This window comes from Paenibacillus sp. FSL R5-0749 (assembly GCF_038595085.1).
GTDB lineage: Bacteria > Bacillota > Bacilli > Paenibacillales > Paenibacillaceae > Paenibacillus.
In genome coordinates, this window is the sequence record NZ_CP152005.1 from 2,936,449 (window position 1) to 2,956,074 (window position 19,626).

The window sequence follows — 19,626 nt, forward strand, 5'->3', positions numbered from 1 at the left end:
TCTTTAGTTCAATTTATATGGCTCAACCACAATAGCCCAGAGGGGTCATTTTCAATGTCATGCGAATCAGGTATGCTTATAAAATACATCCGTCTGTGGATTGATTATTGATGGAACCATCGAATGAGGAGTGTTTATATGAAAAGCTGGTTTGGAAAAACCTGGCCTTGGATCACGCTGGGTCTGACTGTTGTTGTACTGCTTGGATCATTTTTGGTTTATTTTATGGGCAAAGACGTATCCCCAGGATCAGGAAGTGCTGTCACTGCACAAGCCGAGACACCGGAGGATTTGAAGGGATATGAAGTCATTGATGTGGACGTGAGCAACGATGGTTTTGGACCAGACGTTATTGAGGTGAAAGCTGGTGTACCGACCAAAATAAACTTTATTCTGACTCGGTCGGTGACACATGTGAAATCAGTCGGATCACAACAGCTTGGCATGGATCTGTATATGCAAAAGGGGCCCAATTATTATACGGTCGACAAAGATCTGCCAAAGGGCGAATACGAAATTCACTGTGGTATGTACATGATATACGCAACGATTAAGGTCGTCTAAGCAGAAGGAGCATGGTTTCGGGTCACCGAGCTTTGCTCCTTTTTTTGGTGCGTGATATCATGGGAAAGTGGGTAAAATTGATCAGGAGGTGCGAGAATGAAAGCGCTATTTATTGGAGGGACAGGCACCATCAGCTCGGCCATTACGGAGATGCTTGCACAGCAAGGCTGTGAACTGTATTTGATTAATCGAGGCAATCATAACCATGACTTACCTAAGGAAATCAACGTACTTCAAGCGGACATTAATGACGAGACACGTGTAGCAGAACTGATCGCTGATCTGGAATTTGATGTTGTGGCAGACTTTATTGCCTTTGTACCATCTCAATTGGAGAGAGATTACCGTTTATTTAAGGATAAAACAAAGCAGTTTATTTTTATAAGCTCAGCATCTGCGTATCAGACGCCTTTGGCTGATTACCGGATCACGGAAGGGACACCTTTATCGAATCCGTACTGGGAGTATTCTCGCAACAAGATTGCCTGTGAAGACTATCTGATGAAACAATACCGCGAGCATGGATTCCCTGTGACTATTGTGCGTCCAAGCCATACGTATGGCGACAAATCTGTACCTCTTGGTGTTCATGGTGCTCAAGGCAGCTGGCAGGTTCTCAAGCGCATACGTGAAGGCAAACCTGTTATCATCCATGGAGATGGTACCTCACTATGGACCATTACGCACAACACCGATTTTGCCAAAGGGTTTATCGGGCTTATGGGAAATATCCATGCAATTGGTGAATCGGTACATATCACCTCGGACGAATCCGTCACCTGGAATCAGATTCATGAGATTATTGCCGGCGTCTTGGGAGTTAAGCTTCACGCGGTACATGTACCATCCGAATTCTTGGCAGCATGCAGTGACCAGGATCTTCGCGGCGGTTTGCTGGGAGACAAAGCCAATACCGTTGTGTTTGACAACAGTAAGCTGAAACGGCTTGTTCCGGAATTTGTAGCAACGACAAGAGCGGACCAAGGCATACGAAGTACGATTGAATACATTCTGGCCCATCCTGAATTACAGACCGAAGATCCGGAATTTGATGGCTGGTGTGACAAGGTCGTTGCTGGGTTGGATGAAGCGTTATTGAAAATCAGAGATGAGAAATGAGAAATAAGGTGTTCATGATCAACTGTTTACATTCATGAGTTGAATCGTTATAATCAAGAAAAAATGACACTTGTTAGGGGAGGCACCCCAACTTAGGACATCGTTCCTTTGTTGGGGTGCCTCCCTTTTTTTGTGTGCCAAAAAGGAGAGTAGACGTTGAAGAAATCAGGAAAACGTGTGAAGAAACAAGCGGAACAGCTAACCAAGGTGGTGCTGGCATTTGCTTTATTATCACCTCAAGCCCTGTTGCTTGAATGGGGAGCAGCCACGGTAATGGCTGAAACGGTTGAAACGATCGGGATTGTATCCGATACGTCCAGCATGAAGGCGGTTCAGTCCTCCAAGGTGAAAGTGGAGATGAACAGTGACGGAAAATACAGAATTGTATTACTGCCAAACACAAATGTATTTTACGGTGGTGATACCGGGAATGTGTCCACCATTATCGACCACAACGGATCTCCCGTGAACTTCAAATCATTGCCACTGAATTATTACCGCATTAACAATAATGTGATTGAAATGTCGCGGCAAAAGGACAATGTGGAATACATTTTGCGTGTATCTATCGTTAATGCCACCTCACAAGGTGGATACATGAAGGTTGAACTTGAAGCTATTAATCGAAGTGGAACGGCACTGAATTTGGGTGGAACATTTTATTGGGATACGATGGTGAATGGCAATGATGCTTCTCCATTTGAAGTTATTGAGAATGGATGGCGTAATTACAGCGGGGGTGTTCAGGTCACGGCTTTTTATGCCAATACGTATAATGTTGTAAATGCAGATCGCATATATATGGGCCAGTACAGCAGCCCAGATAGCGCACAGCTCACGGGAGGGTCTTCACCTTCAGCGTTCACTCCAGGCCAGACCGTAACGGCGAGTGATACAGCCGCACAATTTTGGTGGGACGCCAAGGCTACAGCGAATCAGGCTTCACGCAAATTTTCAACCATTGTGGGGATCGGCCCCAAAAATGCCCCACCTTCGTTTACCTTAACAGCACCTTCTTCAGGTCAAACCTATTACAAAGGCGAGCAACTTCAGATCTCCGGTACAACGAGAGATACGGATATAGGTGACCTGTTGACTGTGAAATGGTCCATTGATGGCGGGGCCGAGAATATGCTGACCCAGATGACCGCAACGGGTTCTAATCAGTCTTTTAACACCAATTACACATTGCCTGATACCCTGCCAGATGGCACACACACATTACAAGTATGGGTTATGGATGACAAGGGTGGGGTGTCCTCAGCAGGGACCGTTAACTTTACGGTAAGAAGTTTTGTAGTGCCAGGAACGCCGACATATACATTGGTTAATTCCAATAACTTGACGGTGAACTGGGATAAGAAGGCGAATGATGCATCCGTTACGTATGAACTGAAAAATATGACGACGAATCAGATTGTGGATACAGGTACAACAAACAGTCGGCAGGTGACAGGGCTCACTCCGAATACCAGTTATTCTTTTGCCGTCCGAGCCAAAAATTCAAGCGGTTCCTATACGGGTTACTCCAGTCCAGCTTCCAAGTATACACTGGCCAATCCACCCGTTGCTGCGGCTGTGACACAATCAGGTAACTCTGTTACAGCGAGCTGGAGTAATAATAGCAACCCTGACGGCACTCAGTACAAAACTGAAATACGCAGTCCAGGTGGGCAAGTTCTCGCAACGGGAACAACAACTTCCACTCGTACAGCGTTTGCCCTGACTGGACTCGCGGATGGAAAATACGAAGTATTTGTTGCGGCAATGAATGGAGAAGGGATACAGACCCCATTTATATCCGCTGGAGAGATGATGAAAGATACGATGGGCCCAACTGCTCCTTCTGTTACACTCACGCCATCCTTATGGACCAAGGAAGATGTTCTCGTCACAGTTGAAGAGGGAAAAGATGCCTTGAGCGGAACCCAAAAGACTGAAGTTAAAGTCGGTCTGGCAGGAGAATGGCGTGAATACAGTGCTCCGTTTGCCGTAAGCAGTGAAGGTAGCACAACAGTTATGGCGCGCAGTATGGATGCATTTGGTAATACAGGACAGGAAACGACTGTGACTGCCAAGGTAGATCGGACGGCACCAACGCCACCTGTCATCTCGTTGAATCCACCCGAATGGACAAAAGCGTCCGTAATTGTGACATTAACGGAGGGTACGGACGCAGCAAGCGGTATTGGTCTGACACAGTACAAGCTGGGAAGCGAGGGGGAATGGATCGACTACAGGACTCCTTTTACACTCAGTGAAGAAGGGATAACCGAGATTTATGCACGAAGTGTCGATCGGGCTGCCAATGTCAGTGCTTCCACTTCGGCAACAGCCAGAATCGACAAGACTGGGCCTGAGCAACCGACGATAACGTTAAGTGAAGAGGATTGGACGAATCAGGATGTAACTTTTGCAATAACCAGTGGTGAAGATTCAGGCAGTGGGCTTGCCAAAAGCCAATATCGACTGAGCGAAGAAGGTCCCTGGATCGATTACACGGGCGAAGTGACGGTTACCGATGAGGAAGAAACGATCGTATATGCACGCTCACTTGATCATGTAGGCAATATAAGCACGTATGCTCAGGCAACGGTTCGAATCGACACGACAGCTCCAACCGAGCCGGTAATTCGTTTAAGTTCTGCTGGATGGAGTAAAGAACATGTGCAATTCTCGATCGATGGTAGTGTGGATGAACGAGCGATATCCTATGAGTACAGCATGAATGATGGTCCGTATATGGCAGGAAATACGGGTACAGTAAGTATGAACGGGATTACCACCATTCGCGCCAGAGCAAGGGATGCCGTTGGCAATGTGAGCAAGGAAGTCAGTCGAATCGCCTATGTGGATCAGATGGCTCCAACGATTACTTTTGCACCGAACGGACATGTCTGGACGGACTTGGACATATCCACTACCATTCAGTATGCAGATGCCCACTCAGGTATTCAGGAACTGGAACGATTCTATCAAATTACAAACAGTGCAGAATTACCGGATCATTGGCTTGAAGCTCGCTCTGACGAGCATAAAATATCCATCGAATCGGAAGGCATATGGTACATCCATGCCAAAACCATGGACTCAGCAGGCAATACATATGAGACAACATCATCACCTTACCATGTTCAACGCAAGCCCGAGCAGCCGAAACATGTGAGAATGACACAGATCGCGGAGACATCAGCAGAACTTACAGTGGATTTGCCAACGGGGGAAAGATACACCGATGGATATCAGTATGAGATAACAAATAAAACAACAGGACAGTCGTGGACACTGGATTATCCCAACCACAGTATAATCGATCAGTCCCTAAGCGGTGGTCAGGTCTATGAATACGAAGTTAGAGTAAGAAACCATACCGGAGTAAGTGATGCAGTAAGCGCTCAAGTATTAACGATCCCGGCAGCTCCCGGAACGTTGCACGTTCGAAAAGTAGATTCCCAGCCCAATTTGGCCGAAATTCAATTTGATTCAGTAAAGGGAGCAGATGCTTACCGCATCATTGCTGCTACTTCGGACGGGTCCACCGTGTATGATCAGACGGTATCTGATCCTTCCAACCTACCCTATATCAGTAACCTCGTCCCAGGGACCATGCATAACATTTCGGTCACGGCAATGAATGAGAGTGGAGCAGGCGGTAGCAGCAGGACCGGATTTCTCACACTGCCGGCAGTGCCCGGTGAATTCCTGGCTGTTCAAATTCGGGAGCATGATATCTCATTAACATGGGAGACGGTGACCTCTGCAACGTATTATGGTCTTTCACGTGATGGAGCAGCCATATACGAAGGGGAGCAGACAGCGTATTTGGATTCAGGTCTGGATAGCGGAACCAATTACAGCTATGCGTTAATTGCTGGCAACGAGACAGGGCCCGGGCCTTTGGCGGAATTACCTTTGCTCAAGACGTTACCAGGGCAGGTGTCCGGTTTACAGGTATCAGATGCTTCCACAGCGAGCCTTCGCCTGAATTGGGAGGCAATACGAGGAGCCGATCACTATGAGTTATGGTTGAATGGAGAGAAGTCGGGAACGGTTGCTGCCGGAAACGAGGAATGGGTATTTGCGGGATTGAGTTCGGGAACATCTTATCGACTGGATGTACAAGCAGTGAACGAAAGTGGACAAGGTATGCGAAGTTCGGTGTCAGGAACAACGTTACCCGAGAGCCCGTCGGGACTTCATGTTGTTCAAGTAACTGAACAGGGAGCGATCTTGAGCTGGGAGCCTGTAGTTGGGGCAACGAAATATCGGGTGGTCATCAATGGACAGGGCCATGAGATATCAGATACACAACTGTCAGTTCACCATCTGTCAAGCAGTCGTGAGTATACCTATGAAGTACAGGCGGGCAATGTTGCCGGGTACGGTGCATCCACCCGTAGTATGATTCTTACGCTACCTAGCAGGCCGGAAGGACTGAATGTCACATGGACTGGTGAAACAAATATGGGACTTGCATGGCAAGCTGTAGATACGGCGAATCTCTATATTGTGAAAATCAATGGCATAGAAGTGGGCAGAACAACAGAACTGACCTACACGGCTGATGAATTGTTGCCAGGTACAGAATACACGTTGGAAGTTCAGGCTGTGAATACTTCGGGTTCGGGTGAGACAACGCAGCTCATCCGATTGTCCAAACCTGTGTCGCCTGACGAGATAATTGCAGACCCAGCAGTACATCGGGCAAAAGTTTCCTGGTCGGTCGTGGAAGGCGCCGCTGAATATGTGATCGAGCAGGATGGCAAAGAGATCTATAGGGGAATTGAGAATGAAGCCACGATTACAGGGCTCCAGGATGGAACGTGGCATCACTATCAACTATGGGCGGTCAACAGACAGGGGACTCGTTCTGAAGCGACAGATGTATCGCTGCTGACTTTGCCTGAGAAACCCGCTAAGGTTGCCGTATATGATGTGGCCAAAAATAGCCTTGGTCTGGATTTCAGCAACACAGGTGTCCAAGGGGCAGATCAATACATCATTGAGCGGGATGGGAGAAAGATTGCTCAAATGGATTCAACTGAAACCCAATTCGTGGACAAGGATCTGTCGCCAGGAACGAAATACACTTACGTGATTCGGGCAGTCAATGCGAGTGGAACCAGTGCGCCATTTACTTTCAGTATAATGACTCAAACTTTGCCATTGGTTGCAGAAGGGATCACAGTGAACGCTGGAACACATTCGGTGGATATGGCTTGGGAAGTTGTTAAGGGAGCGGCTGCATATGAGATTCGCAATCGGGTAACGGGAGATGTGCAGAGCGTGTCTGAACCGTCTGTACACCTCAGTAGTATGCTGGATGGTACAGCGTATGAATTCGAACTCATCGCGATTAATGAAGAGGGTCATCGGTCAGAGTCTATTCAGATTCAGGTTTTAACGAAACCTATATCCCCTCAGACGGCAGGCATAACACACATCACAGATCAGACTGCGGTGCTGGATCTGACTGGAAGCTCTACACGAGGAGCAGAGCAATTCATCATTATGCGGGATGGCGTTGAAGTTGCTAAGGTTCCGGCAGATCAAAATTCATTTGAAGATCATGGTCTGACACCAGGAGAGCGTTACCTGTACACCATCAAAACATCGAATGCAACGGGTGAGAGTGATTCTGGTTTCGAAGTTCACGTGCGAACGTTGCCTGCGACCATTACTGAACCTTTACATGCAAGTATGATTGGGGAAAAAGAGGGATTAATTTCTTGGCCAAAGGTACAAGGTGCAGAGGGATATACCATACGGATCGGAGATCAGATGTTCACCACGATTGACGATGGTAATATCACCGAGGTGATATTAACTCATCTGGAGAGTGCAACCCGATATGATCAGGTACAGATTATTCCTTATAATACGGCTGGTTCAGGAAGCCCAGTGACTGTGACTCCTTTTTACACCTTGCCTCATGTTGATTCACTCGAAATGCAGATATACCCGGAGACAGACCATGCCAAATTGGAATGGGACTTCCCTTATCGGAACGAAACATTCGTTGTATTGCTGGATGGTGCAGAAGTATACCGTGGCGAGCAAAAAGAGTTTATCGTTGATCAACTGGATGCAGGTAAGCAGTACCTGATCGAAATCTACACAGAGAATGAGCAGGGAGATACATCCGGGATGAAGGCGTATTCTGTCCTGACCAAGCCAGCAGCGCCTGCCAAAGTAGAGTATCATTCGGCGAAGGACCACATTCGTCTTCTATTGGAACAGAGCCGGGTTGAAGGTGCCGAGCAGTTCATCATTGAGCGTGACGGTGTAGAGGTTGCTCGTGTTCCTGCTGAAGAAATGTTCTATGACGACAAGGAACTTGAACCGGGCGTGAACTACAGCTATACAGTCAAGACCATGAATGCTTCGGGCAGTAGTGATGGTGGTTATTACCTTCATGCCATGACCTTGCCTGGTAGTGCTGCTTCACCTCCTATAGTAGAGGGGCGTGCAATGCATGGTGCAGACATTGTGTGGGAACTGATTCCTGGTGCTGCGGGTTATCGAGTCTATCGAAATGAAGAGCTTGTAGGGACGACCGCGGAGACATCGATACATGTGTCTGAATTAAACAGTGCAGAGCGTTATACTGACTTTGCCATCATTCCATATAATGAAGCAGGGGAGGGAGAGGCGCTCCAAGTTCCGGAATTCGAGACGTTGCCTTCCGAAGATCTGACAGTAGCAGCCGTAGCGCAAGGCACAAGTACGATTAAGCTAACTTGGGGACTGGATTCAATGAATGAAGTAATTGTGATCACCCATAAAGATCGTGAGATATATCGTGGAACACAGCGCAGTTATGTATGGACAGGACTAAATGCTGAGCAGCATTATGAGGTGGTCGCATGGACAGAGAATTCAGCAGGTGAACAAAGTGAGAGCAAACGGGCAGTAGCCATGACTTTTCCGTATCCACCATCCGCCTGGAGTGGTGGCGGTGCAACCCCAAGTTCAAATGGTACATCGGAACAATCCGATGAGTTGAGTTCACAATCTGAACACGCTAAACAACCTGATTTGCCTGCGAAAAAGAATATCAAATTTATTGATATTAACCAAACCTTTAATAAGGACCAGATTACCTGGCTGGCGGAACAAAATATTATTCAAGGTGTCAGTGAAACTCGCTTCGAACCGCGCCGTCCGATTACGCGTGCAGAGTTTACCGCATTAATCGTGCGACTGATGGGTGTGGACACAACGGTAAATGAACAGCATGGATTTCAAGATGTGAATGATGAGGATTGGTTCGCTCCTGAGATTGGGGCAGCCGTTCACCATGAGATGGTTCAAGGTATGGGGAACGGCAAGTTCGCTCCGTATGCGCTGGTAACACGTGAACAGGCATCCAAGATCATAGCCAATGTGGTTCGAAAGATCAGACCGGAACCGCTGACTTCCCCAAGAGCATTTACCGATCAGATTGATGTATCCGATTGGGCCAAAGAAGAAGTGCAGGAGCTTGCAGGTTTGTACATGATTAACGGATATGAAGACGGCAGCTTCCGTCCCATGCAGCACTTAAGCAGATCCGAAGCTGCAGCACTGATCTTCCGCTTAAACAAGCTGATTCAAGTCATGAATGAGAAGCATACAGATCAAGTGGAGAAAGCGTCAGCGTTGGATCGTCATATCTAGGTGGAATCATCGCCAGTAATGACATTACCGCTTGATTGGTTTTTAATGCTATAATAGGTTGCCAATATGATAAAAAAGGGTAATGAACAATGGTGATGAATAATGAATAATAAATTTATCCGAATATATGAGGATATTGCAGATCGTATTCGGACCGGAGAGATTGAGGCAGGCACACTGCTTCAATCGGAACTGGATCTATCGGAAAGTTATCGAACATCTCGAGAGACCATTCGCAAAGCGCTGAAAATGTTGTACGAAGAAGGTTATATTCAGAAGATTCAAGGCAAGGGCTCGATTGTACTGGACATACGCAAGATCGATTTTCCCATCTCTGGTCTGGTTAGCTTCAAGGAACTGGCCAAAAAAATGGGGCATCGCGCTCAAACGTATGTGAAGGTTTTTGAAGAGCAACAGGTCGATCAGGCGTTGCACAAGAAAATTAACTTTGGTCTGAATGAACAGGTCTGGGAGATCAGACGTGTGCGCAAAGTGGATGGAGAGCATGTCATACTGGACAAAGATTACATCAGCCAGCGGCTTGTTCCTGGGCTCAGCAAAGAGATCTGTAATGATTCCATCTATGAGTACATTGAGCAAGAGCTGGGGCTTTCCATTTCGTTTGCCAAAAAAGAGATTTTAGTGGAAGAACCCACCGCAGAAGACAGGGAATTACTTGACCTTGAAGGTTTCCACAATGTGGTTGTGGTGAGGAGCCAGGTGTACCTCGAGGATGCCAGTCAATTTCAGTATACGGAGTCGAGGCATCGACCGGACAAGTTCAGATTTGTGGATTTTGCACGCCGCAGATAAGTGAATCAAGATCAATCAGAGAGTACCTTTCACTGCTTAATTGGGTGGATAGGTACTCTCTTTGATTATGAGGGAATCCGAAGATCGTCCATCAAGAACCGCTTAATGTTAATGTTCTTCCTGCATGTCGGAGCGTATGATCATAATATATACGAGTCCGAGGAGTGAGGGAATTGAATCACGTGACAGCAACATCAACTGTTCGCATATGGGAAGAAACCAGGGATATTCCAACCTATGGTACAGGTAAACCGGACAAAAATCCGATGTTTCTTGAGAAGAGAATCTACCAGGGAAGTTCGGGTAAGGTGTACCCGCATCCTGTGATCGACAGCATTGAAGATGAGGCCAAAATGAAGTCGTATCGCTTAATTATTCTCGAAAATGAATATGTACGTATCGAGATGATGCCCGAACTGGGTGGACGAATCTATCGTGCGCTGGATCGGACCAATGACTACGATTTTGTATATTATAACCGGGTCATTAAACCTGCACTTGTGGGTCTGGCAGGGCCATGGATTTCCGGGGGAATCGAATTCAACTGGCCACAGCATCATCGGCCCAACACATTTGGTCCAGTCGATTATACATTTGGGAGTAATGAAGATGGAAGCGCTACCGTATGGGTGGGTGAGATTGACCGCATGTATGGTACCAAAATGACCGCTGGCTTCACATTACATCCCGGCAAAGCCTATCTTGAAATCCATGCCGAGGTATACAATCGCACCTGCGCTCCTCAAACTTTTCTATGGTGGGCCAACCCGGCTGTAGCCGTCAACGATGATACGCAATCCGTGTTTCCACCGGATGTAACGGCTGTGCTGGACCATGGAAAACGGGACGTATCCCGCTTTCCCATCGCAACGGGCACCTATTACAAGATGGACTATTCCGAAGGTGTGGATATCTCGCGATACAAAAACATACCGGTTCCAACATCCTATATGGCGTATAAGTCGGATTATAATTTTGTAGGGGGTTATGACCACGGGGTACAGGCAGGCTTGCTGCATGTAGCCAATCATCATATTTCTCCGGGCAAGAAGCAATGGACATGGGGGAATGGGGAGTTCGGGCAAGCCTGGGATCGCCAGTTAACGGACGAAGATGGACCTTATATTGAATTAATGACCGGGATCTATACTGATAATCAGCCTGATTTTACGTGGTTGCAGCCCTGTGAAGCCAAATCATTTTCGCAGTATTTTATGCCTTATAAAGGAATCGGCATGGTCAAAAATGCAACCATTGATGCCGCAGTTAATCTGGAAATGGACGAAACGAACGGAGCGGTAACCGTGATGGTATATGCGACGTCGGTTTTTGAACAAGTGACCATTGAAGTGATTGGACTAACTACGGTATATCTCCATGAGAGATGCAATATCTCACCTACGCAACTATATCAGTCTTCATTCCCGTGGAGCGGGCAAGATGAATGGCATCAACTGAAGTTAAGTGTTCGAACTGCGGAAGGAAAAGTACTTGTGGCCTATCAGCCTGAACGTTCTGAGATTCAGGAAGTCCCAGACCCGGCCACACCACTCCCGCTACCATCCGAGATTCGTACGAATGAACAACTATATCTGGCTGGTCTTCATTTGGAGCAATATCGGCATGCCACGTATGAACCAGAACCTTATTATTTGGAAGGCTTGAAGCGTGATGCAACGGATATTCGTCTAAACATTGCGTATGGCACATTGCTGCTGCGGAGAGGTCTGTTACAAGATGCAGAGAAGCATTTCAGACAGGCTGTACAATCGTTGACGTGGAAAAATACGAATCCATATGATAGTGAAGCTTTTTACCAACTCGGTCTGAGTTTGAAACTACAGGGGAAACAGGAAGAAGCCTACACAGCACTGTATAAAGCCGTATGGTCCGCACAGTTCCAGGATACGGGTTATTACATGCTTGCTCAGATCGATATGGCGCAACATCGGGATGTCGAAGCACTGGATCACATCGAACGTTCACTGATCCGTAACACTAGAAACTACAAGGCTCGGCATCTGAAGTTGGCTCTGCTGCGCAGATTGGGTCAGGATAAACGGGCCGTCCAATATGCGTATGAAACGTTGGAGCTGGACCCGGTTGAGTTTGGAGCCGCACATGAATTAGCCCTGATCTACAGCGGAGCGACTGCACCTTCAGAGAGAGAGCAAGCGGAGCAAGCACGTGAACATTTTCATCGTTTGATGCGGGGAGACGTTCATAATTATCTAAACCTAGCCGCAGATTACGCGGATTGTGGGTTGTGGGAAGAAGCACGGACGGTACTATCGTATGTTGAATCCGAAAATTTACAGCCGTATCCTATGGTTGGTTATGCTCAAGCCTACGTGCATCGTCAACTGGGGGATATGGAACAGGCCCGGGAATGTCAAAAACAGGGGAAAGCTGCTCCAACGGATTATTGCTTTCCTAACACGTTATTTGAATTCATGGTGCTTCAGGATGTGGTGGCCATTGATTCGAATGATTCGCATGCTCACTATTACCTGGGAAATTGGTTATATGATCATAAACGCTATGAGGAAGCAATTGCCCATTGGGAAGCTTCTCGTGAGGAGAATGCTGCATTTTCGACTGTACATCGGAATCTGGGACTGGCTTATTATAACAAGCTGAGTCGCCCCGATCTTGCACTGGCTTCATTAGAGGAAGCATTCCGATTGGATTCACGGGATACCCGAATCTTCTACGAGTTGGATCAATTGCACAAGAAGATAGGGTATTCTTGCGGGCGTCGAATCAAATTGCTTGAACAGCATATGGAGTTGGTTCGCCACCGTGATGATCTGTATATTGAGTGGGTAACTTTATTGAACATGCAGGGTAGCCATCAGGAAGCATGGGATGCTCTTCAGGCACGGCGGTTTCATCCCTGGGAGGGTGGAGAAGGCAAGGTTACTGGACAGTATGTTACGGCACTGACGGAACTGGCGAAGCAAAATCTGGAGAAACAACAACCGGAACTGGCATTGGAGCTGCTGCAAAAGGCTTTGGTTTACCCAGAGAACTTAGGTGAAGGTAAGCTAGCGGGAGCCGCAGATAATTCCGTTTACTTTTATCTTGGCTGTGCCTACCAGCTACTGAAGAATAATCAGGCTGCAGAAGAGAGTTTCAATAGAGCATCCATCGGTCTTAATGAACCTTCAAGCGCGATGTTTTATAATGATCAACCGCCGGAATCCATCTATTATCAGGGTCTGGCCTGGCAGAAGCTTGGCAATGTGAAGGAAGCCAACAGGCGGTTTAACAAATTAATTGACTATGCCGAAAGACGTATGCATGATCACATCCGAATGGATTATTTTGCGGTATCTCTGCCCGATTTCCTGGTATTTGACGACGATCTCAATCAGCGTAATGAAGAACATTGCCAATACATGCGGGCATTAGGGCTTCTTGGCCTTGGTCGGACAAGTGAAGCCGAACTTGAATTGGATCGGGTTCTGGAGAAGAACCCCAATCATCAAGGAGCAGTCATCCATCGATAGTTGCTAATCGATTCAACCTTATCTCATCTATACCGAAGGAGTTATATAACCCATGAACGATAGTATAGCAGGAAGCCAGATTCGTTTTGTACTGGATGCAAAAGATAAAGAGATTCGTGCGGGTCGCATGACGGGTAGTGGAGGCAAGAATCCACGAGGGGAGACTTATGATTTTACCAACTATTATATGATCCGTAATGGTAAAGCTCATATTCCCGTGGTAGGTGAATTTCATTTCTCCCGATTCGCTTACTTGCAGTGGGAAGAAGAATTGCTGAAGATGAAGGCAGGCGGGGTGAACATCGTTGCTTCTTATGTGTTCTGGAATTTTCACGAGGAGCAGGAAGGCGAGTTTAATTGGTCAGGAAACCTGAACTTGCGGCACTTCGTGGATCTGTGTGGCAAACATCAGCTGCCACTGATCGTGCGGATTGGTCCATTCTGTCATGGGGAAGTTCGTAATGGAGGCATGCCAGAGTGGTTATTCAGTTATCCATTTGAAGTGAGATCGAATGATGAAGGGTATCTGTATTATGCCAAGCGATTATATCGTGAGATTGCCCGTCAACTCAACGGATGTTTTTATCAGGAGGGTGGCCCTGTAATAGCCGTACAGTTGGAAAATGAGTATATGCACGCTGGGGCACCCATGGATGCCTGGGGTTACACACGTGACAAATACATTTCCTCTGGCCGGGACGGTCGTGAACATCTGAAGGTGCTTCGCGGTATTGCCGAAGAAGTCGGTATGCATCCCATGTTTTATACTGCCACGGCCTGGGGTAATGCTGCGGTGCCTGAAGAAGGAACGTTACCCATGCTCGCGGGATATGCGTACACACCATGGATTCCCAATCAACCTCCAAGCCGGGAGTATTTATTCCGGGATCTGCATATGAATCCTGTTGAAGAAGTGGATTATGCCAGTCTGGAGTATCCTGCGGCGTATTGCGAACTTGCTGGCGGCATGCAGGTCAGTTATCACGCTCGGCCGATTGTAGATGCGGATAGTGTTGAGGCAATGACCATTGTGAAGCTGGCAAATGGCAGTAATCTGGTTGGATATTATATGTATCACGGTGGAACCAATCCGGTAGGGCAAAAATCATATATGAACGAACAGGCATTGCCGAAAATGACTTATGATTACCAAGCCCCGCTCGGGGAATTCGGACGTATCGGTGAGTCGTATGACCGCATTCGAACCTTGTCCATGTTCCTGGAAGCTTACGGTGAGCTGCTTGCACCTATGGGTAGTGTTATACCGGAAGATCAACATGCGATAACACCAGAGAACACGATGGATCTGCGCTGGTCTGTTCGTCAACAAGAAGGTTCAGGATTTCTGTTCATGAACAATTATCAGGATCATATGGTTTTGCCTGATCGAGATATACAATTGCAGCTGCATACTGGCAAAGGGGCTGCGTTTTATCCAAGAGAAGGCACGATGCAGCTGAAATCGGGCATGGCAGCCATTCTGCCTTTCCATATGAATCTGGATGGAATGAAGATCATTAGTGCTACCGTTCAGCCACTGACCCGATTTACGGTCAATAATGAACTTACGGCTGTTTTTTATGCTCATGAAGGCATGAAGCCGGAGTATGTGATGGATATATCGTCTGTTACGAACGTGGATATGCCTGAAGGTACCATATCTGAGCAGGGGAATGAAATTGTTATTCACCCGATGGCTGGCAAGGATCATCATCTGCAAATCACAACATCAGACGGTATGGTCATACGTATCATTACATTGACCCGTGAAGAGGCATTGCATACCTACCGTTTCCATGTGGGCGGAGAAGAGAGACTTGTGATTAGCAGCAGTCATCTGTATGTGCAGAATGAGATGCTCATATGCAACTCCCTGGAGCATCCAGAGTTTGAGGTATCCTTCTATCCGGCTCCAGAGCATGTTTTACCTTCTAAATATGCTGTGTCATCCCAGTCAAAGCGGGGAATATTCAGTACCTACACATTCCAGGTTTCGCCTTACGAGCCTACTGTAGAGGTTGATTACCCGAAGGAGTATGCTGCAACATTGAGATTGGATACAGCGTGGCCGGAACAAGTAGATGACGTATGGGTTGAGATTGATTATGAAGGAGACGTTGCAGCAGCACATATTCATCATCAGATGTTAACAGATCATATTCACTATGGGCATAGCTGGATGCTTGGTTTGAAGCAATCCCGTCATTTGCTGGCCGATCATGCGCTTCGTCTGTCCATAACTCCAATTCGAAGAGGAACGACTGAGAGTTATGTGAATCAGGCTTATGTAGAGCGGTTTGAGGGTGTTGAGATCGGGAAGTTTAATGAGATTCGGGTAAGACCACATTACCGGGTTGGGTTGATTATAGCAGGTAGGGAAGACACTTTTTCAAAATCAAAGAGTACAATAGTTAACTGACATTTATAATACAGAGGGTTCTTTCTCCGAACGGGTGTGAGGGGAAAGAGCCTTTTTGATGTGGTGTTTAAAAAGAAAAGATTGCTATTCAATGGTAAAAAACACTTGATTAGTAAGCGTTTTCATTTTATTATGAATTCATAACCTTATCGATAAGGTTTATTTTAGGAAAATAAATTAACCTTAGTAAGGTTAGTCTTTATTTGTTTGTTACCCGTTAAAACGTCTATTACCAGCGATTTTAGTTAACTTATTGCCTAGAGCAGGGTTAATTGAAATAAAAAATCCAATTCAGGAGGTTGCAAACAAATGGTTAATCTGAAAAAGTGTACAATCTTCACGGTTATTGCTGCGCTCATGTTCATGGCATTGGGGAGTGCAGCCCCCAAAGCATCTGCTGCCACAGGATTTTATGTAAGTGGTAACAAGTTGTATGATTCCACAGGTAAACCTTTTGTCATGAGAGGTGTTAATCACGGACATTCCTGGTTCAAGAATGATCTGAATACCGCTATCCCTGCAATCGCCAAAACAGGTGCCAATACAGTACGTATTGTTCTATCGAATGGCAGCCTGTACACCAAAGATGATCTGAACGCTGTTAAAAATATTATTAATGTGGTTAACCAAAATAAAATGATTGCTGTACTCGAAGTGCATGACGCCACAGGAAAGGATGATTATAATTCTTTGGACGCGGCGGTGAACTACTGGATTAGCATTAAGGAAGCTTTGATTGGCAAAGAAGATCGGGTAATCGTTAACATCGCTAATGAATGGTATGGAACGTGGAATGGAAGTGCGTGGGCGGATGGTTACAAACAAGCCATTCCCAAACTAAGAAATGCCGGAATCAAAAATACGCTAATTGTGGATGCAGCCGGATGGGGACAGTTCCCTCAATCCATCGTGGATTATGGACAAAGTGTATTTGCTGCCGATTCTCAGAAAAATACGGTCTTCTCCATTCATATGTATGAGTATGCTGGCAAAGATGCTGCAACGGTCAAAGCCAATATGGAGAATGTGCTGAACAAAGGATTGGCACTGATCATTGGTGAATTCGGAGGCTATCACACTAACGGCGATGTGGACGAGTATGCCATCATGAGATATGGTCAGGAAAAAGGGGTAGGCTGGCTTGCTTGGTCTTGGTACGGAAACAGTTCAGGTCTGAACTATCTCGACATGGCCACAGGTCCGAATGGAAGCTTAACGAGCTTTGGCAACACTGTAGTTAATGATACCTACGGTATTAAAAACACCTCCCAAAAAGCGGGGATTTTCTAATGCCCCGATGAAACAGAACACTCTGACGTTCACGTCAGGGTGTTTTTTTTAATAAAATGGCTCAATCATTGATGGTTTTTGAATATTTCCGTTTTGTTTAAAATTATTTTGTTTTCAAAATAAAACAAAGATGTTAAACTCGTATCAGGAATAAAACAAACATTATCGGAGGGAAACAAATGGTACAGAGTTTATGGAATGCGTCGCAGGCATCTGAGAAAACAACAGGACTTGAACAGCTGGTTTATAGATCCAATCTCATTGGTTCTGATCGCAGTGTATGTAACATATACGGTGGTAATACGTCTACCAAAACGACAGTGAAGGACTTTCGTGGTCGTGATGTAGAAGTAATTTATGTGAAAGGCAGCGGCTCAGATCTGGGTTCGATGGAAGCGAAGCATTTTACCGGACTTGGGCTTGAAGATATCAGACCATTAATTGGACGTGAATCCATGTCGGATGAAGAGATGGTTGAATATCTGGGACATTGCATGATCGATGCCAAGCACCCGCGCGCCTCCATTGAGACTCTTCTGCATGCGTTCCTTCCATATAAACATGTGGATCATACTCATCCAGATGCGATTATTAGCCTGTGTTGTGCGGATAATGGCAAGGAGTTGGCGAAAGAGATCTACGGTGATCGTTTTGTGTGGGTGCCCTACGTACGTCCAGGGTTTACATTATCTAAAATGATTGCTGAAAGCGTATTCTCGAATCCCCATGCCGAACTCGTACTGATGGAAAAACACGGACTTGTGACTTGGGGAGAAACATCCGAGGAATGTTACGCTCAAACGATCAAGATTATCAATGAAGCAGAAGCTTTCATCGAAGCACGGGTGAACGAAGAAAGTCTGTTTGGTGGTGTGAAGCACCCGGCACTTGCCGCTGATGTTCGTCGTCAGATCGTATCACGTGTGATGCCAACGATTCGTGGAGCGGTATCAGATAGCAAAAAAATGATTCTGTCCTTTGATGATCAAGAGGACGTACTTGCTTTTGTAGGCGGATCAGATTCCCCGGAATTGTCTCAGGTAGGTGCAGCTTGTCCGGATCATCTGGTACATACCAAAGTGGTACCTCTGTTCATCGATTGGACACCGGATGCGGAAGATATCGAAGGTTTAAAAGCCAAGCTGGTAGAAGGTGTAGCTGCCTACAAAGAGCAATATCAGCAGTATTTTGAGAGCAACAAAAACGAAGGTGATGTCATGTTCGAGGCGGCACCACGCGTTATCCTCATTCCTGGTGTGGGCATGATCAACACAGGCAAGAGTTGGGCGCTTTCCCAAGTAAGCGGAGCGTTGTACCACAGAGCGATTGCCGTTATGCGTGGAGCGACTAGCTTGGGTCAATTCGTATCGCTCAGTGCAAACGAGTCTTACAATGTGGAGTACTGGCCGTTGGAATTGTACAAATTGTCTCTCGCTCCGGCAGAAACCGAATTCTCCCGCAAAGTGGCGTTTATTACAGGCGGCGCAGGTGGTATCGGAAGTGAAACAGCGCGCAGATTGGTATCCGAAGGCGCTCATGTGGTGCTCGCTGATCTTAATCTGGAAGGTGCACAGAAGGTAGCACAGGAGATTAATGATCAGTACGGAGCGAATCGTGCTTATGCGCTGAAAATGGACGTGACCGATGAGGAAGCCGTTCAATCGGCTTATGCGGATGTTGCGGTGCAATATGGCGGAGTAGATATTATCGTGAACAATGCAGGATTGGCCACATCCAGCCCGTTTGACGAAACATCCTTGAAAGAATGGAACCTGAACATGAATGTACTGGGCACAGGGTATTTCCTCGTCGCTCGTGAAGCGTTCAAGCTGATGAAACAACAGGGTATTGGGGGAAGCATGGTATTTATCGGGTCCAAGAATTCGGTGTATGCAGGTAAAAGTGCCTCTGCTTACAGTTCAGCGAAAGCACTGGAAGCGCATCTGGCACGCTGCATTGCAGCAGAAGGTGGAGAGTATGGCATTCGTGTCAACACGATTCTCCCGGATGCCATTCTACAGGGTTCAGCCATCTGGAACGGTTCCTGGAGAAACGAACGGGCAGCGGCATACGGAATCGAACCGGATCAATTGGAGGAGTATTACCGCAAACGGACGACATTGCTCGTGAATATCTATCCTAGAGATATTGCAGAAGGAATTGCATTCTTTGCCTCTTCAAAATCCGAAAAAACAACCGGTTGCATGATGACCATTGATGGCGGTGTACCAGCAGCATTTACACGTTAAA

General features: G+C 46.6%; 8 protein-coding genes. All 8 read left to right on the top strand.

Annotation, left to right across the window (positions count from 1 at the left end; translation table 11 throughout):
- Window positions 1–138 precede the first annotated feature (138 nt).
- Complete coding sequence (locus tag MKY85_RS13200; protein WP_339260839.1) at window positions 139–564, top strand: cupredoxin domain-containing protein; 426 nt, start codon at window positions 139–141, stop codon at window positions 562–564.
- Window positions 565–660: 96 nt separating this feature from the next.
- On the top strand, window positions 661–1,683 hold the full coding sequence (locus MKY85_RS13205; RefSeq protein ID WP_342572821.1) for an SDR family oxidoreductase: 1,023 nt from the start codon (window positions 661–663) through the stop codon (window positions 1,681–1,683).
- Between the two features lie 156 nt (window positions 1,684–1,839).
- The gene (locus MKY85_RS13210) at window positions 1,840–9,342 is read left to right on the top strand and encodes a fibronectin type III domain-containing protein (protein WP_342572823.1); all 7,503 of its coding nucleotides are present in this window, start codon (window positions 1,840–1,842) and stop codon (window positions 9,340–9,342) included.
- 102 nt (window positions 9,343–9,444) lie between these two features.
- On the top strand, window positions 9,445–10,155 hold the full coding sequence (gene treR, locus MKY85_RS13215) for a trehalose operon repressor (protein ID WP_339260842.1): 711 nt from the start codon (window positions 9,445–9,447) through the stop codon (window positions 10,153–10,155).
- A gap of 173 nt (window positions 10,156–10,328) precedes the next feature.
- Window positions 10,329–13,667 (top strand): DUF5107 domain-containing protein, encoded by a 3,339-nt coding sequence (locus MKY85_RS13220; RefSeq protein WP_342572825.1) that lies wholly within the window; start codon window positions 10,329–10,331, stop codon window positions 13,665–13,667.
- Window positions 13,668–13,719: 52 nt separating this feature from the next.
- Complete coding sequence (locus MKY85_RS13225) at window positions 13,720–16,086, top strand: beta-galactosidase (RefSeq protein ID WP_342572826.1); 2,367 nt, start codon at window positions 13,720–13,722, stop codon at window positions 16,084–16,086.
- A 309-nt stretch (window positions 16,087–16,395) separates the two neighbouring features.
- Complete coding sequence (locus MKY85_RS13230; RefSeq protein WP_342572827.1) at window positions 16,396–17,376, top strand: glycoside hydrolase family 5 protein; 981 nt, start codon at window positions 16,396–16,398, stop codon at window positions 17,374–17,376.
- Window positions 17,377–17,555: 179 nt separating this feature from the next.
- Window positions 17,556–19,625, top strand: coding sequence for a bifunctional aldolase/short-chain dehydrogenase (locus MKY85_RS13235; protein WP_342572829.1), 2,070 nt, complete (start codon window positions 17,556–17,558; stop codon window positions 19,623–19,625).
- Window position 19,626 lies beyond the last annotated feature (1 nt).

Bases quoted from the DNA above. Each gene is read 5' to 3' on its own strand.
- MKY85_RS13200 (WP_339260839.1), top strand. From the start codon at position 139: ATGAAAAGCTGGTTTGGAAAAACCTGGCCTTGGATCACGCTGGGTCTG.
- MKY85_RS13205 (WP_342572821.1), top strand. From the start codon at position 661: ATGAAAGCGCTATTTATTGGAGGGACAGGCACCATCAGCTCGGCCATT.
- treR (WP_339260842.1), top strand. From the start codon at position 9,445: ATGAATAATAAATTTATCCGAATATATGAGGATATTGCAGATCGTATT.
- MKY85_RS13225 (WP_342572826.1), top strand. From the start codon at position 13,720: ATGAACGATAGTATAGCAGGAAGCCAGATTCGTTTTGTACTGGATGCA.
- MKY85_RS13230 (WP_342572827.1), top strand. From the start codon at position 16,396: ATGGTTAATCTGAAAAAGTGTACAATCTTCACGGTTATTGCTGCGCTC.
- MKY85_RS13235 (WP_342572829.1), top strand. From the start codon at position 17,556: ATGGTACAGAGTTTATGGAATGCGTCGCAGGCATCTGAGAAAACAACA.